At 54.2% G+C, this 24,633-nt stretch carries 19 protein-coding genes, 10 tRNA genes and 1 pseudogene; 23 read left to right on the forward strand and 7 right to left on the reverse strand.

The genetic code is table 11. The features are described from left to right. The first annotated feature begins 147 nt into the window (after nucleotides 1–147). The 14 genes from KQX66_RS35685 (at nucleotide 148) to KQX66_RS35750 (ending at nucleotide 4,546) form a co-directional block, all read left to right on the forward strand. Nucleotides 148–222: transfer RNA gene (locus KQX66_RS35685), tRNA-Thr, on the forward strand. A gap of 25 nt (nucleotides 223–247) precedes the next feature. Continuing rightward, a tRNA-His gene (locus tag KQX66_RS35690) sits at nucleotides 248–323 on the forward strand. Between the two features lie 7 nt (nucleotides 324–330). Then, a tRNA-Gln gene (locus KQX66_RS35695) sits at nucleotides 331–402 on the forward strand. Between the two features lie 12 nt (nucleotides 403–414). Beyond that, nucleotides 415–487: transfer RNA gene (locus KQX66_RS35700), tRNA-Lys, on the forward strand. 21 nt (nucleotides 488–508) lie between these two features. Beyond that, a tRNA-Gly gene (locus tag KQX66_RS35705) sits at nucleotides 509–583 on the forward strand. Between the two features lie 62 nt (nucleotides 584–645). After that, a tRNA-Gly gene (locus KQX66_RS35710) sits at nucleotides 646–720 on the forward strand. A gap of 10 nt (nucleotides 721–730) precedes the next feature. After that, a tRNA-Leu gene (locus tag KQX66_RS35715) sits at nucleotides 731–810 on the forward strand. Between the two features lie 7 nt (nucleotides 811–817). After that, nucleotides 818–894, forward strand: a tRNA-Pro gene (locus tag KQX66_RS35720). Nucleotides 895–908: 14 nt separating this feature from the next. Further along, a tRNA-Gly gene (locus KQX66_RS35725) sits at nucleotides 909–982 on the forward strand. Nucleotides 983–989: 7 nt separating this feature from the next. Next, nucleotides 990–1,063, forward strand: a tRNA-Arg gene (locus KQX66_RS35730). Nucleotides 1,064–1,377: 314 nt separating this feature from the next. Then, entirely contained in the window at nucleotides 1,378–1,839 is a 462-nt protein-coding gene (locus KQX66_RS35735; RefSeq protein WP_216798283.1) for a GreA/GreB family elongation factor, read from the forward strand. Nucleotides 1,840–2,087: 248 nt separating this feature from the next. Then, entirely contained in the window at nucleotides 2,088–2,843 is a 756-nt protein-coding gene (kduD, locus tag KQX66_RS35740) for a 2-dehydro-3-deoxy-D-gluconate 5-dehydrogenase KduD (protein WP_216798284.1), read from the forward strand. Continuing rightward, nucleotides 2,828–3,826: a sugar kinase gene (locus KQX66_RS35745; protein ID WP_438804225.1), complete on the forward strand. Its 999-nt coding sequence runs from the start codon at nucleotides 2,828–2,830 to the stop codon at nucleotides 3,824–3,826. Before kduD ends, KQX66_RS35745 begins: the two co-directional genes overlap by 16 nt. 57 nt (nucleotides 3,827–3,883) lie before the next feature. Next, on the forward strand, nucleotides 3,884–4,546 hold the full coding sequence (locus tag KQX66_RS35750; protein ID WP_216798285.1) for a bifunctional 2-keto-4-hydroxyglutarate aldolase/2-keto-3-deoxy-6-phosphogluconate aldolase: 663 nt from the start codon (nucleotides 3,884–3,886) through the stop codon (nucleotides 4,544–4,546). Between the two features lie 85 nt (nucleotides 4,547–4,631). On the opposite strand, the gene KQX66_RS35755 is transcribed toward KQX66_RS35750, so the two are convergent. The 4 genes from KQX66_RS35755 to KQX66_RS35770 form a co-directional block, all read right to left on the reverse strand. Then, nucleotides 4,632–9,182 carry a glutamate synthase-related protein gene (locus KQX66_RS35755; protein ID WP_253957663.1) on the reverse strand — a complete coding sequence of 1,517 codons (4,551 nt, stop codon included), beginning with the start codon at nucleotides 9,180–9,182 and terminating at the stop codon, nucleotides 4,632–4,634. A 503-nt stretch (nucleotides 9,183–9,685) separates the two neighbouring features. Next, nucleotides 9,686–11,041 (reverse strand): glutamate-1-semialdehyde 2,1-aminomutase, encoded by a 1,356-nt coding sequence (locus KQX66_RS35760; protein WP_216798286.1) that lies wholly within the window; start codon nucleotides 11,039–11,041, stop codon nucleotides 9,686–9,688. Between the two features lie 100 nt (nucleotides 11,042–11,141). Next, entirely contained in the window at nucleotides 11,142–11,951 is an 810-nt protein-coding gene (locus tag KQX66_RS35765) for a PhzF family phenazine biosynthesis protein (protein ID WP_216798287.1), read from the reverse strand. A gap of 70 nt (nucleotides 11,952–12,021) precedes the next feature. Next, nucleotides 12,022–13,053 carry an LCP family protein gene (locus KQX66_RS35770; RefSeq protein WP_216798288.1) on the reverse strand — a complete coding sequence of 344 codons (1,032 nt, stop codon included), beginning with the start codon at nucleotides 13,051–13,053 and terminating at the stop codon, nucleotides 12,022–12,024. 191 nt (nucleotides 13,054–13,244) lie between these two features. On the opposite strand from KQX66_RS35770, the gene KQX66_RS35775 reads away from it, so the two are divergent. Genes KQX66_RS35775 through KQX66_RS35785 form a run of 3 tightly spaced genes read left to right on the forward strand, consistent with a single transcriptional unit; the run spans nucleotide 13,245 to nucleotide 15,876 of the window. Further along, complete coding sequence (locus KQX66_RS35775; protein ID WP_216798289.1) at nucleotides 13,245–14,297, forward strand: ABC transporter ATP-binding protein; 1,053 nt, start codon at nucleotides 13,245–13,247, stop codon at nucleotides 14,295–14,297. Then, nucleotides 14,290–15,084, forward strand: coding sequence for an ABC transporter permease (locus tag KQX66_RS35780; protein ID WP_216798290.1), 795 nt, complete (start codon nucleotides 14,290–14,292; stop codon nucleotides 15,082–15,084). The genes KQX66_RS35775 and KQX66_RS35780 overlap by 8 nt, the downstream gene beginning before the upstream one ends. Nucleotides 15,085–15,090: 6 nt before the next feature. Next, a complete protein-coding gene (locus tag KQX66_RS35785) occupies nucleotides 15,091–15,876 on the forward strand; it encodes an ABC transporter permease (RefSeq protein ID WP_216798291.1) in 786 nt (261 codons plus the stop codon). A gap of 110 nt (nucleotides 15,877–15,986) precedes the next feature. Here KQX66_RS35785 and KQX66_RS35790 read toward each other — a convergent pair whose 3' ends face one another. Further along, on the reverse strand, nucleotides 15,987–16,199 hold the full coding sequence (locus tag KQX66_RS35790; protein WP_216798292.1) for a hypothetical protein: 213 nt from the start codon (nucleotides 16,197–16,199) through the stop codon (nucleotides 15,987–15,989). A 381-nt stretch (nucleotides 16,200–16,580) separates the two neighbouring features. Between KQX66_RS35790 and KQX66_RS35795 the strand changes: the two genes are divergently transcribed. Continuing rightward, a complete protein-coding gene (locus KQX66_RS35795; protein ID WP_216798293.1) occupies nucleotides 16,581–17,243 on the forward strand; it encodes a hypothetical protein in 663 nt (220 codons plus the stop codon). Between the two features lie 391 nt (nucleotides 17,244–17,634). Here KQX66_RS35795 and KQX66_RS35800 read toward each other — a convergent pair. After that, nucleotides 17,635–18,183 (reverse strand): annotated as a pseudogene (locus KQX66_RS35800) (transposase); the annotation flags it as partial. 94 nt (nucleotides 18,184–18,277) lie between these two features. On the opposite strand from KQX66_RS35800, the gene bcp reads away from it, so the two are divergent. Together bcp and KQX66_RS35810 are read left to right on the forward strand one after the other, a co-directional pair. Next, nucleotides 18,278–18,766, forward strand: coding sequence for a thioredoxin-dependent thiol peroxidase (bcp, locus tag KQX66_RS35805; RefSeq protein WP_216798294.1), 489 nt, complete (start codon nucleotides 18,278–18,280; stop codon nucleotides 18,764–18,766). Nucleotides 18,767–18,908: 142 nt separating this feature from the next. After that, nucleotides 18,909–19,994, forward strand: a complete 1,086-nt coding sequence (locus KQX66_RS35810) for a lactonase family protein (RefSeq protein WP_216798295.1) — start codon at nucleotides 18,909–18,911, stop codon at nucleotides 19,992–19,994. Between the two features lie 12 nt (nucleotides 19,995–20,006). On the opposite strand, the gene KQX66_RS35815 is transcribed toward KQX66_RS35810, so the two are convergent. After that, nucleotides 20,007–20,999: an ABC transporter substrate-binding protein gene (locus tag KQX66_RS35815; protein ID WP_253957664.1), complete on the reverse strand. Its 993-nt coding sequence runs from the start codon at nucleotides 20,997–20,999 to the stop codon at nucleotides 20,007–20,009. A 196-nt stretch (nucleotides 21,000–21,195) separates the two neighbouring features. On the opposite strand from KQX66_RS35815, the gene KQX66_RS35820 reads away from it, so the two are divergent. The 3 genes from KQX66_RS35820 to KQX66_RS35830 all read left to right on the forward strand — a co-directional run. Then, the gene (locus KQX66_RS35820; RefSeq protein ID WP_216798297.1) at nucleotides 21,196–22,608 is read left to right on the forward strand and encodes a polysaccharide deacetylase family protein; all 1,413 of its coding nucleotides are present in this window, start codon (nucleotides 21,196–21,198) and stop codon (nucleotides 22,606–22,608) included. Nucleotides 22,609–22,725: 117 nt separating this feature from the next. Beyond that, entirely contained in the window at nucleotides 22,726–23,700 is a 975-nt protein-coding gene (locus KQX66_RS35825) for an AAA family ATPase (protein WP_216798298.1), read from the forward strand. A 15-nt stretch (nucleotides 23,701–23,715) separates the two neighbouring features. Beyond that, the coding region (locus KQX66_RS35830) for a DUF58 domain-containing protein (protein WP_216798299.1) at nucleotides 23,716–24,633 on the forward strand (918 nt) is incomplete at its 3' end.

A 24,633-nucleotide genomic window follows, 5' to 3' on the forward strand; every position in this document is an offset into this window, starting at 1 on the left:
AGCCGTGGTGTAGAGGCCTAACATGCCTGCCTGTCACGCAGGAGACCGCGGGTTCGAATCCCGTCGGCTCCGCCATTTTAAAGCTTTTAACTTCGGAACGAAACGGACAATATCCGAGGGTTCCGAAATTTTTAATTTTTGCAACGTGCCGTCGTAGCTCAGCGGTAGAGCAACGCACTCGTAATGCGTAGGTCGGAGGTTCGATTCCTCTCGACGGCACCATTTATGCCACATGGTAATTCATATGGCGGTCGTGGCGAAGTGGTTAACGCATCGGATTGTGGCTCCGACATTCGAGGGTTCGATTCCCTTCGATCGCCCCATAGTCATTGGGGATTAGCCAAGCGGTAAGGCAACGGACTTTGACTCCGTCATGCCTAGGTTCGAATCCTAGATCCCCAGTATTTTTAGCACGAGCCATTAGCTCAGTTGGTAGAGCACCTGACTTTTAATCAGGGTGTCGTAGGTTCGAGTCCTACATGGCTCATCTTCTTACAAAATAAATTGAGCGGAAGTGGCTCAGGGGTAGAGCATCGCCTTGCCAAGGCGAGGGTCGCGGGTTCGAATCCCGTCTTCCGCTCCATCGCAACTTTTGCTTTTGAAGATTGACAATCGCTCTTTTTGGTTTTAATCTAAAAGTAGTATGCGGAAGTGGCTCAGGGGTAGAGCATCGCCTTGCCAAGGCGAGGGTCGCGGGTTCGAATCCCGTCTTCCGCTCCATTTATGATATGCCGGTATGGCGGAATTGGCAGACGCGCGCGACTCAAAATCGTGAGGGAAACCGTGGGGGTTCGAGTCCCTCTACCGGCATTTATAACGGGACGTAGCTCAGCTTGGTAGAGCACCTGGTTTGGGACCAGGGGGTCGCATGTTCGAATCGTGTCGTCCCGACCATTCATTTTTTTAATGCGGGTGTAGTTCAATGGTAGAACTCCAGCCTTCCAAGCTGGTAGCGTGGGTTCGATTCCCATCACCCGCTCCATGTGCAAGTTCCAGTAGCTCAGCTGGATAGAGCAACGGCCTTCTAAGCCGTCGGTCGGGGGTTCGAATCCCTCCTGGGACGTCATATTTGAAATTAAAGAGGTCTGGAAACAGGCCTTTTTTTGTTGTATTCTTTTGGCTATAGAGGATCCCTCTTATAGAGGGGGCCACTTTCCATGCAGTGCTCTAAATTATATATCGGGCGGGAGCACGTAGGATAAGCTTTCGCAGTTCAATCTCTGGGAATCATGGCATTTACGGAAAAGTTCTGATACAATGGGTTAAAGCTCCTTTCGAGGGGCTTATTTTTTTAAGGAGGAAAGCATATGAGTCCTATGGCAGTACAAAGGCTGAACTCGCAAAGGATGAGAACGTATATAGGGGGGGATATCTACTATGAACCCTAGTTTCGGACGTGGCGCCCGTACCCAATTAATTAACCAATTGCTTTATTTTGACGAACAAAGCAGTGCGTTTCTTGATGACTTTTGCCCGCAGCAAGGCAAGGACCGAGCAAAACTCGAGAAGTTCATCGAACAATACACGGCAGTTCTGGAACGTCTATTGGCGCAAGATGAAGTACAGTTCATGCAATCCTTATATTCCAAGGTGCTGATCGGCAGCAGCGTAAAGGTGAAGTATGAGGATGACGGTTTAGAGGAAACGTTTACGATTGTATTCCCAACGTTGACTGCGCCTGATAAAAACTATGTTTCATTCTTATCCCCTATGGGGCGGCAGCTGCTCTTGGCTACGTCCGGTGCGGTACAAACGATTGAAATTCCTGCCGGCAGCTTTGCCGTAACGATCGAAGAAGTGAAATACGCTTACTCCGGAGAATTCACGAAGACAGGCTAAGTAATTTCGACAAAACATCGGGCTACACAAAAGGACAGCTTCTTTCGATATAGGGGCTGTCCTTTTACACTAGACAAACGCAAGAGGGCCCGAAGCTATACAAATTGTCTACAAAATTTAGCGTTCCGGTTACATTTTGGACCCGACTATAGCAGTTTACAGCAGTATGACTTATAATAAAAGGAATGAGCAATCCGATTAGAACGTAAGCTCGGATACGCTTAAAACGTTTAAATGGGGTGTTAGAGATGAATTTGTTTGATTTGACCGGAAAAGTGGCTTTAGTAACCGGGGGAGCCGTAGGTCTTGGTGCGGGTATCTCCTTAGGCTTGGCCAAGGCAGGCGCAGACGTCGTTATCGTAACGAGCAACGACCGTTCGCGTGAGGTTGAGCAGCAAATCCAAGCGATGGGCCGTAAGGCACACACCATCATAGCGGATCTGATGGATGAAAGCGTATTGAAAAGCGTGGTAGACGAGGCGTTGTCCGTATTTGGAAAAATCGATATTTTGGTTAACAATGCCGGGATTATTCGGCGTACGCCGGCTGCCGATCACGCGGCGCAGGACTGGCATGATGTGCTGAATTTGAACTTAAACTCTGTTTTTTTCCTGTCACAGCTTGTTGGGCGTGAAATGATTAAACAAGGGTCGGGTAAAATTATAAATATTGCATCAATGTTAAGTTTTCAAGGCGGGATTAATGTGCCGGGCTATACCGCTTCCAAGCATGCGATTGCCGGAGTAACTAAAGCGCTTGCGAACGAGTGGGCCAGCAAAGGCATTCAAGTTAACGCTATCGCTCCGGGGTACATGGCTACCGACAATACGGCGGCGCTTCGTGCGGATGAAGATCGCAGCTCGCAAATTTTGGTGCGTATTCCAGCTGGGCGCTGGGGAACTTCGGAAGATATGCAAGGACCGATCATATTCCTGGCGTCGCAGGCTTCAGACTATATGAGCGGCCACGTGCTTTGTGTGGACGGGGGATGGATGGCGAGATAATGATGGAGAACGGACGAGCGGAGCAGCAGCAGATGTTTCAGCCGGAAATCATTACATTCGGGGAATCGATGGCATTGATGATGCCGGAAGGAAGCAAAGGAATCGAATATTCGTCCCGCTTCCAAGGGCTGTTCGGCGGTGCGGAAAGCAATGTGGCAATCGGGGTGTCCCGTCTGGGCCACAAAGCAGGCTGGTTCAGCCGCCTGGGGAAAGATCCGCTGGGCCGCATGATCATGAAAAAAATCCGCGGCGAGGGCGTGGATGTCTCCCGTGTGGAGCTGGCAACGGAAGCGCCGACCGGCTTGATGCTCCGCGAGGTGGTATCCGGGAAAACATCGGTTTATTATTACCGCAAAGGCTCGGCAGCCAGTACGCTGAAGCCGGAGCATTTAGACGAGCAATATATTAAGCAGGCTAAATATTTGCATGTAACAGGAATTACGACAGCGCTCAGTGCGACCTGCCGGGAGACGGTCAGGGAAGCGATGAAAATAGCCCGCAAGCATGGTGTGAAGGTCTGTTTTGATCCGAACTTGAGGCTGAAGCTGTGGTCACTGGAAGAAGCGCGAGAGGTGCTGCTGGAATTGGCCCAAGAAGCGGATTATTTTCTCCCGGGGTTGGACGAGTTGAAACTGCTGTATCAAACGGACAGCTTCGAAGACATTGTCGCCCGGCTCAGCCAGCTTAAGGCGGTATCGATTGTCAAGGGCGGCGAAGACGTCACGTATATCGTCGAGCAAGGACGCGTAAGCTCGGTGCCGTATTTTAAAGCGGAGCAAGTGGTCGATACGGTCGGGGCAGGAGACGGTTTTTGCGCAGGCTTTTTCGTTGGGTTACTCAAGGGCTATCGTTTGGAAGAAGCGGTCCGCCTCGGTAACCTGATCGGCTGTATGGTGGTACAGATGGAGGGAGACTGGGAAGGCATTCCGACCTGGGAGCAAGTGGAGGCGTTTCTTAACAACGTAAAGCATGTCGAGAGGTAGTATCCGATGCAACAAGTCCTGCACTACTAATTTCATATTAGGAATGGATGAGGGAATATGAAAAAAATCAAGCTTTTGCAGCAGTTGACCAATGAAGGCGTGGTAGCGGTTCTGCGCGGAGAGACGCCGGATGAAGTTGTCGAAATGGCGGAACAGGCGATTGCCGGTGGGATCAAAGTGATCGAAGTGACCATGACGGTGCCGTTTGCGCTGCAAGCCATCGAGAAGCTGGCTAAAAAATATTCAAGCTCGACACAAGATCCGTCCAAGTATGCGATTATCGGCGTAGGGACGGTATTGGACCCGGAAACGGCGAGGGCGGGCATTCTAAGCGGTGCGGAATTCGTGGTCGGTCCGGCGTTAAATCCGGATACCGTTACATTGTGCAACCGGTACCGCGTGCCTGTGATGCCGGGCGTTATGACGATTCAAGAGATTCAACGGGCACTGGAGCTCGGCGTAGACATCGTGAAGCTGTTCCCGGGCAATCTGTACTCGCCATCGACGATCAAAGCGATCAAAGGGCCGCTTCCGCAAGCCAACGTTATGCCGACCGGCGGCGTCTCGCTGGACAATCTTGCCGATTGGATCAAGGCGGGCGCAGTGGCTGTCGGTATCGGTTCCGATCTGACAACGGAAGCCGTCAAAACGGGCAATTACAGTCTGGTAGCCCAAAAAGCCGCGCAATATATCGAAGCTTACCGGGCGGCGAAGGGCTAAGTTGTCCATTATCTATAGCATATAAAAAAGCAGCGTATTCCCAAACGTTCGTTCGGGTAACGCTGCTTTTCCTTTGATGAGGATCTTATTCGGTAGCTACCGATTGATCGGCTTGCAGACCGACCGGAGCGATCCGAACGAAGCTCGTTTGCAGGTTGTTCAGCAAATGCTCCACTTTCGCTGCGGCTTCCGGCTGTCCGGATTTCACGAGCTCTTCATGGTATGCGCCGAGCAGTTCGTTTAAGTCTTTCACGCTTTGTACGCCGACCGGTTCGATTTTGACCTTGGCGCCTTTGGCTACCCGGCGTTCGATGGCGGCTTGATCCAGACCCATCTCCGGTACGAGGCGTTGGTAAATGACGCCGCCCGTCATCCCTGCGCAAATCCAAGGACCCGGATCGCCGAGCACAACAGCGCGGCCGTTGGTCATATATTCAAAGGCGAAGCCTTTCAAGTTCGCGCGGGCTGCAATGCCGCCGAGCTCGTCTTGAATCGGTGCCGTAATTTCGCCGCCGAATACGACGTCTGCGCCGGAGAACCGGATGCAAGCGCGGGTATCGGCATTGCCTTGAATCAGGAACAAGCCTTTTTGCGCGCCGTAGCCGAACGACTTGCCCACGGAGCCATTGATGAACTGCTTATGCTTGCTTGGTGCTTTCAGAATCGCGACTTTACCGCCGAGCGACATTTTTCCGACGCCGTCCTCTGCACCGCCGTGAACTGTGATGTTTACACCGCGGGCATTAAAAGCAGCCAACCCGTTACCCGGCACGGAACCTTCGGTCATGGTGATGCTTACCGGAGGCAGCGCATCGTAGCTGCCGTCGAAACGATCTCTTACGCGGTGGCTTGCATAGCGGCTGCCAAGGATACGGGATTCCGCATCGACTTTGGACCAAGTGCGCTCCACCGGCGCTTCGAACGAAACGACATCCGGGAAAAATTGCTGGCCTTCTGCGCCTGCCGCAATGCGAATATCCGAGGATACCGCGGCTGCAACTTCCTCCAAAGCTTCTTGTGCTGCCGCCAAGGACAGCGGAGCCGGACGGAGCAGGTCGGACAGATCGATTTTCTCAAGATGACTTACTTGCTGCAGCAGGTCGGAACGACCGACGAGATCCTGCAGGTTCGCAAAGCCGAGCTGAGCGACGATGTCGCGAACTTCGCGGCCGATCCCGCCAAACAAACGAACAAGCGATTCAACAGCCGTATCGTAGACGCGAGGCACGAAGCGGCGAAGACCTTTTTCTTCCGCTTCTTCCATCGAGTCGATCTGCGTCGCGATTCCGACATGACATGTATCCAAGTGACAGCCGCGGCACGTCGTACAGCCGATGGACTGCATTGCGATAGAGCCGAAGCCGATGCGGTTCGCGCCGAGCATGACCATTTTCACAACGTCGGCACCGGATTTCATGCCGCCGTCGGACCAGAGCTCCACTTTGTGGCGCAATCCGGCTTCGATCAGCGCGATGTGTGCCAGCTTCGTACCGATTTCGGTCGGCAGACCGACGTGTGTGATGGAGTGAATCCGGGCCGCACCCGTACCGCCGTCAAAACCGGACAAGGTGATCACATCCGCGCCTGCCTTGGCAACGCCGACTGCAATCGTGCCGATCCCGGGAACGACCGGAACTTTGACGATGATTTTCGCCTTGCGTCCGCTGGCTTCCTTCAGCTCGGAAATGATTTGCGCCAAGTCCTCGATGGAGTAAATATCATGGTTGTTGGACGGCGATATCAGGTCGGAGCCGATGGTTGCGTTCCGTGCCAATGCGATCTTCGCCGTTACTTTGGAACCCGGCAAGTGGCCGCCTTCGCCCGGTTTCGCGCCTTGACCGATCTTGATTTCCAAGAAGGCAACAGCGTTCGCCAGCTCGACGTTGACGCCGAAGCGTCCGGATGCGACTTGGGCGCCGCGGGTCCGCTTATAGCGGCCGAGCATGTCTTTGATCTCGCCGCCTTCTCCGTTCATCGTCACCATGTTCAGGCGCTCGCCGGCTTCGGCGTAAGCGCGGAATGCCGTCTCGTTCTGCGAGCCGAAGGACATGGACGAGATAAGCATCGGCAAATCGTGGCCTCCGATTCCAATCTCGACTTGGGAAGGGTCGAGCGGCTTGCGGCCTTCGGCGTGCGCTTTCTCATAATTGAAATCCGCAACGTGACGGATGGAAATGGCATTTTTCTTTTCTTCTTCGCGCAACTTGTCGCGATAATCTTCGTATGGGGCCGCTCCGGAAGCCGCATCGCCGAGCGCTTTCCACATCCGTTGGAAGAAGCGGAAGTTGCGGGCTGCTTTTGCTTTCGGATTGGCAAAGTCGTTGTAACGGGCTTCGGCATCGGCTTCGAGCTCGGCAAAGCCGGTTCCGGCCTTATCGCTGCCCAGGTAGTTTACGATATCCAGCACGTCGGCGAGCTCCGGCTTCAGGCCGATCGACGAGAAGAAGCGGGTATAGCCGCGAAGTTCATGCGTACCGATCGTGGAGATGACTTTCTCCAAGCCTTTCATCAAAGCGGTAAATACTTTGCGTGCCGCCGGCGCGCCATCCTTTGCCGCTGCCGTAGTGAACAAGATGTAAGGGGACAGTACATCTGCGCCCAAGCCGCAAGCAACGGCCATATCGTGCAGGTTGCGGATCGCCGCGCTGCGCAGCACGATCGTCGTTTGACGGCGCAGGTTGTCGCCGTAGCCAAGCTTCACTTCGCGCAGCGCGATATCGACTTTGGAGACAGCCAAATGCGGGTCCATCCACAGCTGGTCGTTCTGATGCGCCTCGCTATCATCCAGCACAAGCAGCATAGCGCCTCTGCGTACGGCTTGCACAGCGTCCGCCGCAAGCTGCTCCAGGGCATCCTTCAGCGAAGTGCCGCGGGAGAATGTCGTCGACAACGTGGCGACGACATCGCCGTTTTGCGCTCCGAACATCGCGACAAGCTGCTCGTAGCTCGGCTGTTTCAATTCAGCCAAAGAATCGATACCGTTGCTGCCCTCCAGCACGACGGGATAGAGCAGCTCTACCCGCAGCCGGTCATCCGGCTGGCTGTACACGGCCGGGCGAGGCCCCACGACAACGCGCGTGGAGAAATGCTCCATTTCGCGGTCACGGTCGATCGCCGGGTTGGTAACAACCGCAACGCTTTCTTTGATGAAATCCGGAATATTCTGACGCTCCCAGTTCAACGCGGCATGCGGGCTGTCGTGGCCGAGCGAGCGGATGGGCTCTGCGCCGGTTTCGGCGGTCGTTTCGATCATTTGGATGCCGTCGCGGTCCCATCCGAACGCGCTGTAGAGCGCATCTGTCGGCGTAACGTCGGCGGAAGGCGCCGCTTCGACGGCCGGAATTTCGTTGTTCAAGTGCTTGCGCTGCCCTTCAAGGCCGAGACGGCTTTGCACGCGTTCCAGCACGGCGGATTGCACCAGATGATAAGGAATCACCTGAACATGCTCGCCCGGTGTCAGCACAACGCCTACTTTTTCGCCCGGTGCAATCGGTTTCGGATCTGCGACCATCTCGCCGACCGTAATGACGCCTTGTTCCGAGGAGAAATACAGGGACGTTTCGCTTTCCACCATCCATACCGGACGCAGACCAAGCGCATCGACGCTGAAAATGCACTCGTTACCGTAACGGGAAACGATTCCTGCCGGTCCTTGCGCGTAATGGCCCCAAGCTTGGCGGAAGTAGACGTACATGTCCTGCAGTTCCGGACGGAAAAGCTTCATCTCATTAAGAATCGGAGGGAAAACGACTTCCATCGCTTCGAACAAGCTGAGGCCGAAACGGTGAATGAACGTTTCGATGGTGCGGTTCATGTCCTGGGAGTCGCTGCCGCCGTCAACGAGGGGCACGCCGACCATGTCGGCTTCGATCCGCATCTTTTTCACCGTATTGATCTCGCCGTTATGGCCAAGCAGCGAGAACGGCTGCACGCGGAAGAAGCTGGATTGAGTGTTCGTGGAGTATCGGTTGTGTCCGATAGTAACCTGCGCTGCGAACAGCGGGTCGCGGGTGTCATTGAAGTATTTCGGCAAAATGCTGGCGGCGCCCATCACTTTGTAAGCGGCCGTGACGTTGCTGAGGGTGGCGACGTGTACGTTATATTTGGCTTCGATCGCCACATGAAGCTCAAACAGGTGGTCGGAGACTTTCACTTCCTGCTTGTCACAGAGACCTGCGATTTGCCAGAAGGTCGGTTCGTCGTTTCGTCCGTTCGGACCGAGCACGCTGCTGTCCACTTGATTTTCCTGCTCCAAGAGGATGCTGACCTGGAACTGGGAGAACAGCTCGCGGATGCCTTTTTGCATATCGGGAGCGGAGATGTCCAGCTTGCGCGGCACGAAAATGTGCGCAACGGAGAAGCGCTCGTCATGAGCAAGCTTGCCGTCGAGTCCGGCGTCGGTCAGCTTTTTCTCCCACAGGGCGCGCGGAATGTCGGTCAGGATGCCGCAGCCGTCGCCTTCCCCGTTAATGAAACCCGAACGATGCTCCATTTTCACGAGGGCGTCGATCGTCTTTTGAATGTTGTCGCGGGACGGAAATCCGTCTTTTTCAATAATACAGATGATACCGCAGCTATCATGTTCGGTGGCCAATAAATTCTGAAAGCGGCCTTCATTGCGCATAACTTGATTCATTCTCGTGGTCAGCAGGCTGACCGTCACCTCCCATTAAAATTAGTTGCGGGTTCGTCCTGAAAAGAAGGCTTTGTTCATGTGAAGCAAGAAAGCGGAAAGAGTCAACGAATCATTGCAATGAATAAAAATACATTTATTCTGCATAATTCACTTGATTTTCGGTTTCTCGATTCAGCAGAAGCTGTGCGGAAGCGGGTGATAAAAGGGACAACGCCCCAACCGTCCAAACGCACAGCTTCATAGTTAACATGGCAAAAACCTTACATTTAGCCGAATTCACTTGGTTTTAAAGTATTTATAGAATATCACGAAATTTCATGTGAGACAATAGAACATTGAAGGGAAATGTTAATTGTAAGCGCTGTCTATTTTGCATAACTGGTGAATAAAGGCAATTTCGGAGCGGAATGATGAGGGTTGATAAAAAACGAACGAACTATTACCTTTGTCCGATAATAGTTCGTAATTTGGGTGATAAATGGAATTTATTGCCGATCTGTCAGTTAAGCGTTCATGCGGGCGAATGCGCGATTTGCCGCTTCAATCGTATAAGCGACATCCTCATCCGTATGAGCCGTGGTCAAGAACCAGGCTTCATATTTGGAAGGAGCCAGGCAAATGCCGTCCTCCAGCATATAGCGGAAAAAGGCTGCAAACTGCTCGCCGTCGGTATTTAGCGCCTCGTCGTAGTTTGTCACCGGATGGTCGCAAAAGTGTGTCGACAGCGCGCCGCGGATGCGGTTCACGGTTAGAGCGATACCATGCTTGCGCGCCCCTTCGGCAAGGCCTGCTTCCAGCATGGCGCCCAGCCGGTCCAGCCGCTCGTAGGTGCCGGGCTCTTGCAGCGCCTCCAAGCATGCGATCCCCGCGGAAATCGATGCCGGATTGCCGGCCATGGTGCCGGCTTGGTAGGCCGGTCCGAGCGGCGCAACCTGCGCCATGATCTCTGCGCGGCCGCCGTAAGCGCCAATCGGCAGCCCGCCGCCGATGATTTTTCCAAGGGCCGTAAGATCGGGCTCGATGGCTGCATAATCGGTACCTTCGGGCAACCCCGCGAAGGTGGAGGCAGCGCCGTAATGGAAGCGGAACGCGGTGATCACCTCGTCGTAGATGACAAGGGAGCCGTTCCGGCGGGCGGCGGAGCACAGTCCTTCCAGGAAGCCGGGCTTTGGCATGACCATGCCAAAGTTGCCGACTATGGGCTCGACCATGACCGCGGCCACGTCGCTGCCCCACCGCTCCAGCGCAGCGTCCAGCGCGGCGAGGTCGTTGAACGGCACGGTGATGACCTCGTGCGCGATGCTGACCGGAATACCGGCGCTGTCCGGAATTCCGAGGGTGGACGGGCCGGAGCCGGCGGCGACGAGCACCAGGTCCGAATGGCCGTGGTAGCAGCCGGCAAATTTGATGATTTTGTTCCGACCGGTATAGGCGCGGGTTACCCGGATCGTCGTCATTACGGCTTCGGTGCCGGAGTTGACGAAGCGGACCTTATCAAGCGACGGAATCGCTTCTTTCAGCATGCGGGCGAACCGGATTTCGAGTTCCGTTGGCGTGCCGTACAATGTGCCGTTTTCTGCCGCACGGACGATGGCGGATGTCACATGAGGATGCGCATGGCCGAGAATGATCGGACCGTAGGCGGCCAAATAGTCGATGTAGCGGTTGTCGTCCTCGTCCCAGAAATACGCTCCTTGTCCCCGTTTCATGAATACGGGCGCTCCGCCGCCCACGGCTTTGAAGGAGCGGGAAGGGCTGTTGACCCCGCCGACGATATGCTCAAGCGCCTCCGTATAAAGCGCTGCGGAGCGTGTACGGGGCTTGGCTTTGGATGCGTTAGACGCAAATGGATTGCTCATGAGAATTCAAGTCCTTTCCATCTATGTATATCTACATTCATAAAGGATTGCGTTCCGGCAGTGAATTTTTCTCCGGATCGGATTGGATCGGGTCGCTGTCTCATTCTGCAGGAAGGTGGAGAAGCGAGCCTTTAAGCACCGTTACCGCCTGACCATGGATGTGAAGACGGTCATCGACTAGCGCCAGTCTAAGAACGCCTGTTCGTGCTGACGATTGAATGGCTGTCATCCGGTCTTTTCCCAGCTTGTCCCGCCAGTAAGGCGCCAGTGCGCAATGGGCCGATCCGGTAACCGGATCTTCGTCGATTCCGAGCGCCGGGAAGAAGCAGCGGGAGGCGAAATCGTACCGTTCATCATGCGAACGGGCCGTAACCAGCACGCCGCGGACACCGAGCTCCGCCATGATGGTGAAATTGGGCTTTAGCACGCGTACGGCTTCCTCCGAGTTCAGCTCGACCAGCAAGTCCAGCCCGTTGGTTCCGACAAAACGGGGCACGGCCCCGCCCAAGGCATCGGCCAATCGGTCCGGCGCCTCCGTTTCAGTAATCCGTTCCACGGGAAAATCGAGCCGGATCCAGCCGTCCTCACTCAGGGAGGCCGTCAACTGGCCGCTAAGCGTGTGAAAAGTCAAAGCCTGTTTGCGGTCTGCCCGCCCGGTTTCCCACAAATAATGTGCGCTGGCCAGCGTGGCATGGCCGCACAAATCCACCTCAACCGTCGGTGTGAACCAGCGAAGCTGGTAGCTTCTGTCCTGTTGAGGGGAGAGAAACGCCGTTTCCGACAAGTTCATCTCCATCGCAACCTGCTGAAGCCATGGGTCGGAAGGGTAACGTTCCAGCAAACACACCGCCGCTGGGTTGCCGCGAAACGGTTTGTCCGCAAAGGCATCAATAACATGCATTTCGATCATAATGACAGTTCTCCTTTCAGGTCAAAAGCGGGAAGCCCCAGGCCTCCCGCTTGCGTATGTTTCCTAGCTGCTATTGTTTTTTGGCCGGGACGGTGCCGGTCGTGCTTTTATTGCCGCCTTCTTTGCCGGCAGGAGCCAGAGGGTCCCGGCCTTCGAACAGTGCCTTAATGTAATCCTGCAGCTTGGTGCGGTTGACGCTGAGGACTTCAGCGCCGCCGACCCGTTTTTCAATCAGCAGCTCGGAAGGCGGAATTTGCTGGCTGACCATCCCCTCGGTTTTGGCCTCGAAGGCGAGCGAGCCGAGCTTCAGCATGTCGGTCGTCGTCAAGTTCGTTTCGAGGTAAGGATCGATGCTGTTCAATATTTTCGGCAGCCGGATCAGGGAGCCGGTCGTCTGCATTTTTTGCGCGACGGCTTGCAAAAATTTACGCTGCCGCTCGGTGCGGGAAAAGTCGCTCATCGCATCGTGCCGGAACCGGACGTACTGCAGCGCCATTTTTCCGTCGAGATGCTGCATGCCTTTTTTCAGATCGATATCGTACTCATGGCCGTCTTCCGAATCGCGGTACTTCATGTCCTTCTCGACTTCAAGATCAATGCCGCCGATAGCGTCGGTCAGCGCGATGAAGCCCTTGAAATCGGTATAGAAAAAATACTGAATCGGAATGCCGAGCAGGTCGCTAACCGTGCGCATAGCCAGATTCGGCCCGCCGATGGCAAGTGCCGTATTGATGCGGTCCTCGCCATGCCCCGGAATTTTCACGTACGTGTCGCGCAGAATCGAAAATAAGTACGCTTTCTTCGTCACCGGATCGATCGAGGCGACCATAATCGAATCGGAACGCGGTACTTCGTTCTTTTTGAGTCCCCGGGAGTCGCCGCCGAGAATGAGCACGTTCACCCGTGAGTTGCCCTCCCATTTGGGCGGGGTGTAGCTGTCCGACATGTTGAGCTGCTTCGGGGTAAGCCCGCCGAATTTGGTCGTATCGGGATGACTTTGAATGTTATTGGCAAATTGAACGAATGAATATGTAAAATAGCCGATTCCTGCAAGCAACAGCAGCAGCAGCGAAATGAAAAACCATTTTATCGTGCGGACCATGGGAATTCGGTTCCCTCCTCTGGTTGCGTTCGCTTTTCCTGATCGTAAGGTTGGTGTATCATAACGGGTATAGGTTTTGACAATGCCGCAGGAACATGCATACGTTAGGATAGGAAACTATTTCATTATTATAAAAGGTTTCAATCCGCGCCTGCAAGCTTCGGCATATTTTGACAGGAGGACCTACACCTATGAATCTCGCCATCGATGTGCACCGGCTGAGAAAAGAATTCAAAGTTCAGAAAAACCGGGAAGGCTTGAAAGGCGCCGTGCGCGACCTGTTCAGGAGAGAGTATAACCAAGTCGCCGCGGTGAAAGACATCAGCTTTCAAATTCCGCAGGGCGAGATATGCGGCTACATCGGCGAGAACGGAGCGGGCAAATCGACCACGATCAAAATGCTAACCGGCATTCTCGTTCCCACCTCCGGCGATATTCGCGTAGGCGGCTTCGTTCCTTATAAAGAGAGGGAAAAATTCGTCCGCAATATCGGCGTCGTATTCGGCCAGCGCAGCCAGCTTTGGTGGGATATCGGCGTGATCGAGTCGTTCCAGCTGCTCAAGAAAGTGTACCGCGTCCCGGATGCGGAGTACCGCAGCCGGATGGACGAGCTGGTGGAGCGACTCCAGCTTGGCGAGCTGTTGAACCGGCCTGTGCGCAAGCTGAGTCTGGGCCAGCGGATGCGCTGCGAGCTTGCGGCATCGCTCATTCACAATCCGGAAATTTTGTTTCTGGACGAGCCTACGATCGGTCTGGATATTATGGTCAAGACGGAAATCCGCGAGTTTCTGAAATCCATGAACAAACGGTACGGCACGACCATTCTGCTGACAACCCACGATCTGCAGGACATTGAAGCGCTGTGTTCCCGGGTCATTATGCTTGACGATGGCCGGATCATTTACGACGGAGGACTGGAGGAGCTAAAAGAACGCTGGGGCAAAGGCAAGGAAGTCATTCTCCGTTTCTCGGAACCGATATCGCTGCCACGTTTGCAGGAGCTGACCGCAGGACTGCAAGTACACTGGTCGCTCGACAATGAGCTGACGGCCAAAGTATGGATTCCCCAGCAGGCGGCAAGCGTCTCCGAGGTGCTCAGCCGGGTTGTCGGCATAACGACGATCGAGGACATTAAAATCCTCGAAACGAATACGGACGACATCGTGCGGGAAATTTACAAATCCGGATCGGCGGAAGCGAAAAAGGAGCTGCGCGAAGAACAGGAAGTGACGCTGCATGTTTAGCGCTTATCTGGACATTATCCGCATCCGCTTCCTGATGATGCTCGCTTACCGGGTCAATTATTACAGCGGGATTATTATTTATGCCCTTAATATTGGGGCGTATTATTTTCTGTGGAAAGCGATTTACGGGACGAAAGAGCTGCTCGGCGGGATGACCGTGACCCAGATGACAACTTATGTGGCTATATCGTGGATGGCGCGGGCGTTTTATTTTAACAATCTGGACCGGGAAATTGCGAATGAGATCAAAGACGGCAGCGTCGCGATTCAGTTCATCCGGCCGTACAATTACATCGTCGTCAAAATGATGCAGGGTCTCGGCGAAGGCTTGTTCCGGTTTTTTCTATTTTCCGTGCCGGGCATGGTGATCGTCTCGTTCTTGTTTCCGGTGCAGCTGCCGTCAGATCCGCTGACCTGGGTTATTTTTCTCGCCATGCTGTTTTTCAGCTTCCTGATCAATACGCAGATCAATATTATTACCGGCCTGTTTGCTTTTTTCCTTGAAAACAACGAAGGCATGATGCGGATGAAGCGGGTAACCGTCGATTTGTTCTCCGGCCTGGTCGTGCCAATGTCGTTCTTCCCGGGCTGGGCGCAAGAGCTGATGAATCTGCTGCCGTTTCCGGCGATCACGTACTTGCCTGGCTCCGTCTTTACCGGCAAGGTCGCCGGCAGCGCCGTTTACAACGTATTTGCCATCCAAATCGTCTGGTTCGTGCTGTTGATTGTGCCGCTCTATGTATTGTGGCGGAGCGCACGGACGCGGCTGTTCGTGCAGGGAGGGTGATGGCGCATGTTCTATGCTAGCCTGTTTGTCAATTATTTGAAAAATTACATGAAAACGCGGCTCACCTACCGTTCCGATTTTTGGATCGAGGTGCTGTCCGATCTGTTGTTTAACGGGCTGAATTTATTTTTCATTCTCGTCGTGTTCCAGCATACCGCGGCAATCGGCGAATGGAACGAGCAGCAGATTTTGTTTATCTACGGCTATTTTATGGTGCCTTACGGCTTGTTTATTACGTTTTTTAATCTCTGGGGATTCACCGAGCGGTACATCGTCAAAGGCGAAATGGACCGGATCTTAACCCGTCCGGCACATAATCTGATCCAGCTGATGCTGGAAAATATGGATCCGTCCTCGCTGTTCAGCGCGCTGGTCGGTCTGATCATCATGATCTATTCCTGGACACAGCTTGATCTCGGGCTGATGTGGTACGATCCGCTCATTCTAATTGTGCTGGTGCTCGGTTCGATCATGATTTACGGGGGCGTGTACATTTTCTTTACATCGTTGTCGTTTTTCTCGGATTCGCCTACCGGCATTTTGCCCCTGCTGTGGAACCTGCAAAACTACGGGCGGTACCCGATGACGATCTACAACCGTCTTCTTAACATCATGCTGACATGGGTGCTGCCGTTTGGCTTCGTCGGTTTTTATCCGGCTGCCTATTTCCTGGACCGAGCGAATTGGGGGACGTTCGCCTTGCTTACCCCGCTAGTCGGGCTCGTCTTCCTGACCTTCGGGCTGGCGGTGTGGAATTACGGGGTGAAGCGGTACCGTGGAGCGGGCTCGTAAAAGACGGACGGAGTATTATGTAACAAGTAACATATGGGGATCGCGAGGAGCTGCCGACAGGCAAGCTCCTCTTTTGCGTACTGGGAACAGCGCCGTGGACAAGGTTACCATTAGTAGCCTTTGTGCCCGCCTTTGACCCATTCGTCTCTCTCGGAATAGGAGTAAACATGCTGCGGACAAGGGACGCAATGATGGCGATTGACGATTTCGACGGGATGAACGACCTGAACGATCTGAGGATGGAAAAAATCCCGGTAGATCCGGACGGGCGGATCGTAAACGGTCTTGGTCGGACATGGAGAATAGCAATCGTAATCGTGCATATAAGCGGCTCCTTTCGAGTTGGATTTATTTTATAGTATGCGACAAACGTCTAGTGGACTGGGCCAATCCCCAGTTGGGCAAAATTTCGAAAAATCAAGTCTCTTTGTTTTAAGATTTTTTTAAGCTTTCTTTCATTTCCTTTTAAGCTTCACGTAACGTTGAGTTCATATTTCACTCCTATACTAGCAATAAATCCCTTACCACGAACTGGCTCGTTCAAAAAATGTACATACTTGATGATTTCGAGCGAGTTGACAGGGAGGTTTATCCAGTGGTATGATACAAATCATAGGGAATTGAACATATGTTCAAAACATTTGTTCAAAACAAATGTTCAAGCGTATGTTCGAAATAAAAAAAAGGATAGGGTGGAGAGAATTATGAAAAAATGGACAGGTAAAGTTATGGCAGGTACGGTAGCGGCAGCAGTATTGTTTGGCGGAATCGGCGGTTTGGCAACGGCTCCTAAGGCGTTTGCGGATGATTCGTCAACGGTTGTTCCGGATGTGTCCAGACCGTTGCAAAAACGCGTGGACGTTGGATTGAACTCGATTGTTGTGATGTCGTCCAGCATAGTTGATATGAGTACGGATGACTTGAACCAAGAGCTTAGAAATGGAAAGTCTATTTCCGATTTGGCCCGTCTCCGCGGTATTGAACAATCGGAGCTGACCGACAGACTGGTTACTCCTATGATCAAGAGAATAGAAAGTGCGCTGAACCAAAAGACCATCACCGATGATGAAGCCGAGCAACTGAAGCAAGAAGTGCAAGATAAGGTTTCCGCAGCGGTTAGCAAAGCCGGCTATCAAGATAAAATGCAGGGCGTATTCGCTAAAAAACTGAAATTGAAGACTCAAGTTGATGAAGAGTCCGTGGCTAAAGTTCTAGGCATCTCCCAAAATGAACTGCGCAGCTATTTCAACGACGGCAAAACGATTGCTGATATCGCCAAAGAAAAAGGGCTTAACGAAGACCAAGTGATTGCCGGTCTGAAGGACGAATTGAACGCTTCCCTGAAAGAGTTCATCAATAAGAAATAGGAGCTTCAAACCATCTATATCAAGCACTCATTTATGAGAGAGTCCTACAAAGTCCATGATTTTGGGTTGATGGCGAGACAGTGGTATAGGTTTGGTCGGATTTGTGGATTAAAACTAATAAATGCAGTCCGCTCTCCCTTAAGGAGGCGGGCTGCATTTGTCTTATCAGCTTAATCATCCTTTTCGCATTTACGATGAAAGCGGTAAGTATAGCTTGGGTTGGCATGCGAGTTAGTCCCCGGTATTTGGCACTTCTCATCCCTGGTACCTTTCCATTTCCACATTTTTATGCTCAATGATCGGGTCGGCGATGAATCCGTTCCTTGAATATCGTTGTTGTTCTCAAACTGGATCTAATACTGATATTGCTCAGCCACATTCGAATGGAATAGGCAAGCAGCCGCTCATCTTTCACAATCTCTTTGACAACCTGGATTTTCTCTGAGACGTCTCGGCAGCTTTACCGAGCTCAGCCAAGTAGTGCAGTATGATTTTCTCCGCATATACCTAGTCCTTCTTCAATTTGTGAAGCCGCGGAAGCTTCTTCAATTTCGGATATTTCTTTACCATGATCGAAGTAGGCATTTGGCGGCGTCGCGGAGCACCTCAAGCTGCTTCGATGGGCTGAAAGGGTATGTATGGAATCCATGATGATCTTCGATTTTACGAGTTCCTTTTCGATACATTGACGAACAATGGCCTTGAGCACCTCATCTACCGCTCTAGCGCCTAACCGATGATTCCGAAGCGAGATAGCTGAGAAGGGTCTGGGCGAGTATCTTCCGGGTTAAGACCCAGAAACCACTTGTAAGCAAGGTTTACTTGGGCTTCTCGTATTATTCGTTCGTCTGAAAGATTGTAGAGAATTTTGAAGAAACAACAAACGAAGCAAGAGCTCCGGTTCATTAGCCGGTCTCCCGTAACAGTAAGAGGTGCGAACAGTTTATGAGATGGAGGTCAAGTTGTTTTGCGGCGGAAGAGTTTCGTATAATGCTTGTACAAAGAAAAACACGGATGTGAGGAGATGAACAACTATGCCGCAGCTTCAACCCGGACAACCTGTTCCGGATTTTACTCTGACGGCGGGAAGCGGGGAATCCGTAACGCTTTCGCAGTTTCGGGGGAAGTATGTTGTCCTTTATTTCTACCCCAAGGATATGACGCCGACATGTACGGAGGAGTCCTGCCAGTTCCGCGATTATAACGGGCAATTCAAAGCGTTGAACACCGAGGTGATCGGGATTAGCCCGGACGACCTGAAGTCCCATGGGAAGTTCGCCGCCAAATATGAGCTGCCGTTCCTGCTGCTCTCCGATCCCGACCACGAGGTATGCGAGTTGTTCGGCGTTTGGCAGCTGAAAAAGATGTACGGACGCGAATATATGGGCGTGGTGCGCTCGACGTTTGTCATCGATCCGCTAGGCAAGCTTGTTCGCGAATGGCGTGGCGTTCGGATTAAAGGCCACGTCGAGCAGGTGCTCGAAGCCGTCAAGGCCGCTCAGGCCGGAGTAGGGACCTTATAGCCACCGTACATCTAAAGGCCGGGGACAGCGTAACGGAGCCCCGGCTTTTAAATTTGCATCAAGTTGGTAGAAGCAGGAATACATACTGGGGTTGGCGAAAACAATCCTTAGCAATAAATTTCCAGTAAGGGAGCGTTCGTGAATGCAGCGGTATGAAAAACAGTCCAGTCGGATCGTCTATGTAGGAACTTATAATGGCGGCGGAAATGATTCTTTATATGTGTTAAGCATGGATAAATCAACCGGGAAGTTGTCTGCCATCAGCGCTTATGCGGAGGTTGAGATGCCTTCCTTCTTAACGGTAGATACGGAACGCGGCAGGGTGTTTGCGGTAAGCGAGCTGCAGGATGAGGCAGGCAAGGAAGGCGGGGAAGTGGCGTCTTACGCCGTGGAAGCGGAGACCGGAGCTTTGCGCTATATCGGCAAACAGCCTTCCTTCGGCGCTTCGCCGTGCCATTTGGTAACGGACCGTGAGGGGAAGCAGCTCGTCGTAGCCAATTATACAAGCGGCAGCGTAAGCCTGTACCCGATCTCGGAAGATGGCAGTATCGGCCCATTGGCGGATCGGAAACAGCATGAGGGACAAAGCGTCCGCAGCGATCGGCAGGAAGCGGCTCATGCGCATTGCACCGTCCTGAAAGATTCTCGCATTTATGTCGCAGATCTCGGAACGGACAAAATCATGATCTATAGCATCCAAGAGAGTGGAGAAAAACCGGAGCTTGTTTTACATGGCGAAGTGCAGGTGCATGCCGGGGCAGGCCCTCGGCATATGGCGTTTCATCCTCACCTTCCGTATGCGTATGTGATTAATGAGTTGGATTCTACGATTACGGCGTTCGCTTATAGCCAAGAAGCCGGAACGCTTCAGGCGATCCAGACGGTGTCCGCGCTGCCGGAAGGGTTTGCCGGAGAGAGCTATTGCGCCGATATCCATATCGGGGTGACCGGGGATTACTTATACGGCTCCAACCGCGGGCACGACAGCATAGCCGTCTACCGCATCGATCGGACCAGCGGCAAGCTGACGCTGATCCAGCACGAGCCGACCGGCGGAGCGTGGCCGAGAAATTTTGCGGTCACGCCGGATGGGAAATTCGTGTTGGCAGCCAATCAAAATTCCGATTCCATTGTCACGTTGGCCGTAAATGAAAACACCGGCCGGCTGGAGCCCACAGGTTATGAGCTCCGCATACCGAAACCGGTGTGCATCCAATTTTTCGAGTAACGGGCGGCAGGTTTATTTCAGCAGGTATTGATCTACTTCGTCCAGCATCTTATTGGCGGCAATGATCCCGCCGGAGGAGTTCCAAATATCGTCGCTCACTTTAATCACTTTGTTGTTCTTCACAACGTTTAAGTTTTTCCAAAGCGGGTCGCTCGTCCAGTCTTTCTCGACGGCGCTCGCTTCTTTTTTATCGTTATCCCATACGTAATAGATGAGAATGTCTCCGTCCATATCCGGGAGGCGTTCCTTGTTGATTTCGGCCGTAAACTCGTCTTTGTCCTGAGCGGCCGGACGCTTAAAGCCGATTTTGCTGAGCGCAAGTCCTGCAAACGTATCTTTCATATAAAGCCGGGCTTTCCCCGGAATAAAGCGAACAAGCGATACTTTCGTATTGAGCTTGTCTCCCGCTTTGGCTTTCATGTCGGCAATGCGTTTGTCATATTGCTGCAAGAGCTGCTCGCCCTCGGCTTTTTTGTTAACGGCTTCGGCATAGACCCGGAAATTTTTCTGCCAATCGGATTGCAGACGTTCCGTGAATACCGTCGGCGCGATGGCGGCGAGCTGCGTGTACACTTTTTCCTGACGCAGTTTGTTGCCGAGAATCAGATCGGGCTTCAGCTTGGCGATCGCCTCAAGGTTCGGCTGGTTCTCGTCTCCGACGACTTCGACACCGTCCAGATCTTTCTTCAAATGGTCGTACCATGGGCTGCCGGACCAGGATTTAACCGCTCCTACCGGTTTTAAGCCAAGGGCAAGCACGGCTTCCGTTCCTTCATTGGTCAGGACGACGATCCGTTTAGGCTCGGCGGGAACTTTGGAAGAGCCCATCGCGTGGTTGATCGTTAGTTCGGATGCGGCTGCCGCAGCCGGCTGCTTCTGGGTCGTATCATTAGTCGGGGCCGGAGTGTTAGCCGTGCCGCAGCCGCTCAGCACCGCACCCAAGGCGGTCGCGCAGGCCAAGAGCCTAGCAGCGGATTTCCATTTCGAACGCAAGGATGTAAACAAAGATGATACCCCTCTCTTTAAATGAAAATGATTATCATTATCGTGAAAAATTCTACCTCGTTCCCTTCCCCTTGTCAATCTTTTCTTCCATGGTCGTCCGGCGAACCTCAGGGCGGCGCTCCGGTCATAAAAGAGAAAAACCATCCATATATTCTATCAATACCCATTTCATAGAACTATACGGAGGGATCTCTCAATGAAGCGCAGACCGCAAGCTTATTCGTTCCGCATGATAAGCACCGTTTGGACAGCCATGCTTGGCCTCACGATCCTGTGGCTTACGGTCTTGACGAACACGGCAGGGGCGGCACCCGGCCATGAAGGAGAGGAAGCTTTATTTGAGCAGCTGAAATCGGGCAAACGTCTGATAATCGAAAAAAACTACACTCCGGCGGAGAAACCGACGGTGTACCTGACCTTTGACGACGGGCCAAGCAAGCTGACCCCGAAAGTGCTGGATATTTTGCGGGAGGAGGACGTCCGGGCCACCTTCTTCGTGCTGGGCGAGCAGGTACAGGAACGCCCGAAAATAGCGAAGCGTATCGTGGAGGACGGCCACGCCCTCGGCAATCATACGTATAATCACGTCTACCGGGAGCTGTATTCCGATTTTCGCGCATTCTGGGAGCAGGTTCGGAAGACGGAAAATATATTGCTGGAGACGACGGGCGTCAGGCCGCGTTTTATCCGTGCTCCGGGCGGAACGTACGGCAATTTTGACGCTTTTTATTTCTATTATTTGGGGCAGGCCGGCTACGAGATTTACGATTGGAGCATCGACAGCGAAGATGCGAGGCGTCCCGGGATGACGGCGGACCAGATTTTCCGTACGGTGGAAAAAGGGCCGTTCGGAAACGAGGTTATTGTGCTGATGCACGACGGTTCGGGACATGAAGAAACGGTAAAAGCGCTTCCCCGGATCATCCGGTTATTTAAAGAAAAAGGCTATGTTTTTGCTTCGCTAACCTCGGAGGTGAAGCCGGTGCAGTTTTCCGGGGGGAAACCGAAATGGTCCAGGACGGAAACTCGTGAATCGTTCGACAGCCTGCTAGCTGCTGTGCACGAACATAGGGGGCTTTGGGCTCCAGAGGATATTCCGGGCAAGGATAACGCCCCGAAAGCGCTGCCCGGCTCGTCTGCGGGCATAGCTTATACGGAAGCCGTTCAAAGGGGAGGGCCGGATCGTTTGAATGTGCATTTGGGTGACCGCACGTTGGCTTTAACGAAGGAGCAGTTCCGTTTTCGGGACGGGAGCTACAGGGTACCTCTGAGATCATTGATCGCAGCGATGGGCGGAACCGTTGAGTGGATGGCCGAACGCCGGACGGCTGTCGTCCGCTATGGAGCGATTATGGCCGAGTACGATTTGGCCCGGCAGCAGCTGAGGGTACGGCGTCCGGCAGCCGAATGGGATGCTGAAGCGAAGACACGCATTCACCCGTTTCCAGAAATGGAGCTTGCGAACGGGACGCTGTATGTGCCGCTCCGTCAAACGCTGGAGCTGCTGGGCGACCGGATGTTGTCCAGCGCCGTCCCGCACGGACGAGGGGCCGCTGAGGTGCAGGCGGCAGTCTATGGCGGCTATCGGATCGGTTGGATGGATAGTTGACGAACATGTGAGATCTCTCGCTCAAGTCTAAAAGCTATGAAAACCGGCCATACTGAATGCTAGAATGCAAGACTGGAAAAGCTTGCATACCATGATTCAGGTCAGGAGGTTTTCGAGGTGACAAAATCTGTAAATTTGACAGATACGCCGCAGGCGGTGCTTGAACGGATCGTGTATCAGGTGGAGAAGGTCATCGTAGGCAAACGGGAGGTCATCGAAAAGCTGCTTGTGGCGCTGCTTTGCAGTGGACATGTGCTGCTGGAAGACGTCCCGGGCGTAGGCAAAACGATGCTTGTGCGCGCGCTGGCGAGAACGATCGACAGCAGCTTTAAGCGGATTCAATGCACCCCGGATTTGCTCCCGTCCGATCTGACCGGGGTTTCGGTGTACAACCAACGCAGCGGCGAATTCGAATTCCGTCCCGGGCCTTTGCTTGCCCATATTGTGTTGGCCGATGAGCTGAACCGCGCATCGCCGCGGACGCAAGCCGCCATGCTGGAGGCGATGGAAGAGAAGCGGGTGACGGTCGACGGAACGACCTATCCGCTGCCGGAGCCGTTTTTTATACTGGCGACGCAAAATCCCGTCGACTTCGAGGGCACGTTCTCGCTGCCCGAAGCCCAACTCGACCGGTTTATGGTGAAGCTTCGTCTCGGTTATCCCGACCCGCTTGGCGAGGTGGAGATGCTGGGCCGTATGGAAGAATCGTTCCCGCTCGCTCAAATTCGTACGGTGGTCCTTCAGGAGGAGTTCGTTTCCCTTCAAAAGGAAGCCCGCGCCGTGCATGTCGACGATACGATCAAGCAGTACATCGTCCAGTTGGCGACGGCAACCCGCACGCATCCGGACGTCTCGCTCGGCGCCAGCCCGCGGGCTTCGGTCGCTTTGATGCGGGCTTCCCAGGCACAGGCGTTCCTGAGGGGCCGCAGCTATGTCATCCCGGACGACGTGAAGGAGCTGGCCGTTCCCGTACTGGCGCATCGCTTAACGTTAGCGCCGGCTGCGCTGCTCTCCGGCCGTCAGGCGGAAGCTCTTGTCGCTTCGATCGTCGCCAGCGCGCCGCTGCCGATCCGCCGGCATGCCGCAGGCTGAGGAAAGGCGGCAAGCATGCGAAGCTTATTGGCGGTCGGATGGATCGGGGGCTGCGGGGCGTTTCTCTGCTGGTGGGCGTTTGGCTGGGGCGGCCGGACGGCTTGGTTTTTATTTTATGTCTGGGCTTTTTTCGTTGTTTATCTTGGGTTGTTTCGCGCTGCGGCCGGACGCGGGCTGAGGATAGAAGGATGGCCTGTCGGGATGGAGGCTGCGCCGTCTGCTGACCGGTTCGTGTATAGCGGGGGACCGGTTTCGATGGCCTACCGATTTTCTGTGGCCTGGCTGCCGTTGTTTGGCGGGCGGCTGCGGGTAGAGGAGCGCTGGGTGCACGAGGGCACCGGCGAGCGGATCGTCCGGCGAGGAACGGCAGAAACCGGCTTCCGGCGCCACGCTGTCATACGCTGTACGGTGCAGGGGCTTGCCCGCGGCGTGTACCGGCAGGAGGCGCTGATCGTGAGCGCCGTGGACGCTTTCGGGCTTGTGCAGGCGAAGCGCGAAAGCGCAGGCAGCGGGCAGCTGTGGGTGCTGCCCGGAGGTTCGGGCACGGCGATGCCGCTGCCGGGCGCGGCCCCGGAAGGGGCACGTCCGGCTTCCCGGCGGCCGCCGGGTTCGGACCCCGTGCCGCAGGTGAGCGGCACGCGGCCTTACGCGCCAGGAGATCCGCTTCGCCGGATCCATTGGCGCAGCACCGCGCGCACGGGCGAGCTGCGCGCGAAAGAGACGGAGCTGCCTGCCGCCGGGCGGCAGCTCATCGTGCTTGACGCGGCCGGAGCAGGGAAGAGCGCGGGAGCCGCCCTGTGGGCGGATCCTGCGCTCGCAGCGGCGGTGGAGGCCGCGGCGGGGCTTGCGCGGCGCGCGCTCGAGCAGGGCGCGCGGGTGCGACTGGCCGTCAGCGACGGCCAGTCCGGCGCCGCCGAGGCGCAGGGGCGCGGG

The sequence above is a fragment of the Paenibacillus oleatilyticus genome, from assembly GCF_018998565.1.
Classification (GTDB): Bacteria; Bacillota; Bacilli; order Paenibacillales; family NBRC-103111; genus Paenibacillus_G; species Paenibacillus_G oleatilyticus.

What these genes read in the sequence shown, in the direction of transcription:
- KQX66_RS35735 (WP_216798283.1), top strand. Translation starts at nt 1,378, where the DNA reads ATGAACCCTAGTTTCGGACGTGGCGCCCGTACCCAATTAATTAACCAA.
- kduD (WP_216798284.1), top strand. Translation starts at nt 2,088, where the DNA reads ATGAATTTGTTTGATTTGACCGGAAAAGTGGCTTTAGTAACCGGGGGA.
- KQX66_RS35745 (WP_438804225.1), top strand. Translation starts at nt 2,828, where the DNA reads ATGGATGGCGAGATAATGATGGAGAACGGACGAGCGGAGCAGCAGCAG.
- KQX66_RS35750 (WP_216798285.1), top strand. Translation starts at nt 3,884, where the DNA reads ATGAAAAAAATCAAGCTTTTGCAGCAGTTGACCAATGAAGGCGTGGTA.
- KQX66_RS35755 (WP_253957663.1), bottom strand. Translation starts at nt 9,182, where the DNA reads ATGAATCAAGTTATGCGCAATGAAGGCCGCTTTCAGAATTTATTGGCC.
- KQX66_RS35760 (WP_216798286.1), bottom strand. Translation starts at nt 11,041, where the DNA reads ATGAGCAATCCATTTGCGTCTAACGCATCCAAAGCCAAGCCCCGTACA.
- KQX66_RS35765 (WP_216798287.1), bottom strand. Translation starts at nt 11,951, where the DNA reads ATGATCGAAATGCATGTTATTGATGCCTTTGCGGACAAACCGTTTCGC.
- KQX66_RS35770 (WP_216798288.1), bottom strand. Translation starts at nt 13,053, where the DNA reads ATGGTCCGCACGATAAAATGGTTTTTCATTTCGCTGCTGCTGCTGTTG.
- KQX66_RS35775 (WP_216798289.1), top strand. Translation starts at nt 13,245, where the DNA reads ATGAATCTCGCCATCGATGTGCACCGGCTGAGAAAAGAATTCAAAGTT.
- KQX66_RS35780 (WP_216798290.1), top strand. Translation starts at nt 14,290, where the DNA reads ATGTTTAGCGCTTATCTGGACATTATCCGCATCCGCTTCCTGATGATG.
- KQX66_RS35785 (WP_216798291.1), top strand. Translation starts at nt 15,091, where the DNA reads ATGTTCTATGCTAGCCTGTTTGTCAATTATTTGAAAAATTACATGAAA.
- KQX66_RS35790 (WP_216798292.1), bottom strand. Translation starts at nt 16,199, where the DNA reads ATGCACGATTACGATTGCTATTCTCCATGTCCGACCAAGACCGTTTAC.
- KQX66_RS35795 (WP_216798293.1), top strand. Translation starts at nt 16,581, where the DNA reads ATGAAAAAATGGACAGGTAAAGTTATGGCAGGTACGGTAGCGGCAGCA.
- bcp (WP_216798294.1), top strand. Translation starts at nt 18,278, where the DNA reads ATGCCGCAGCTTCAACCCGGACAACCTGTTCCGGATTTTACTCTGACG.
- KQX66_RS35810 (WP_216798295.1), top strand. Translation starts at nt 18,909, where the DNA reads ATGCAGCGGTATGAAAAACAGTCCAGTCGGATCGTCTATGTAGGAACT.
- KQX66_RS35820 (WP_216798297.1), top strand. Translation starts at nt 21,196, where the DNA reads ATGAAGCGCAGACCGCAAGCTTATTCGTTCCGCATGATAAGCACCGTT.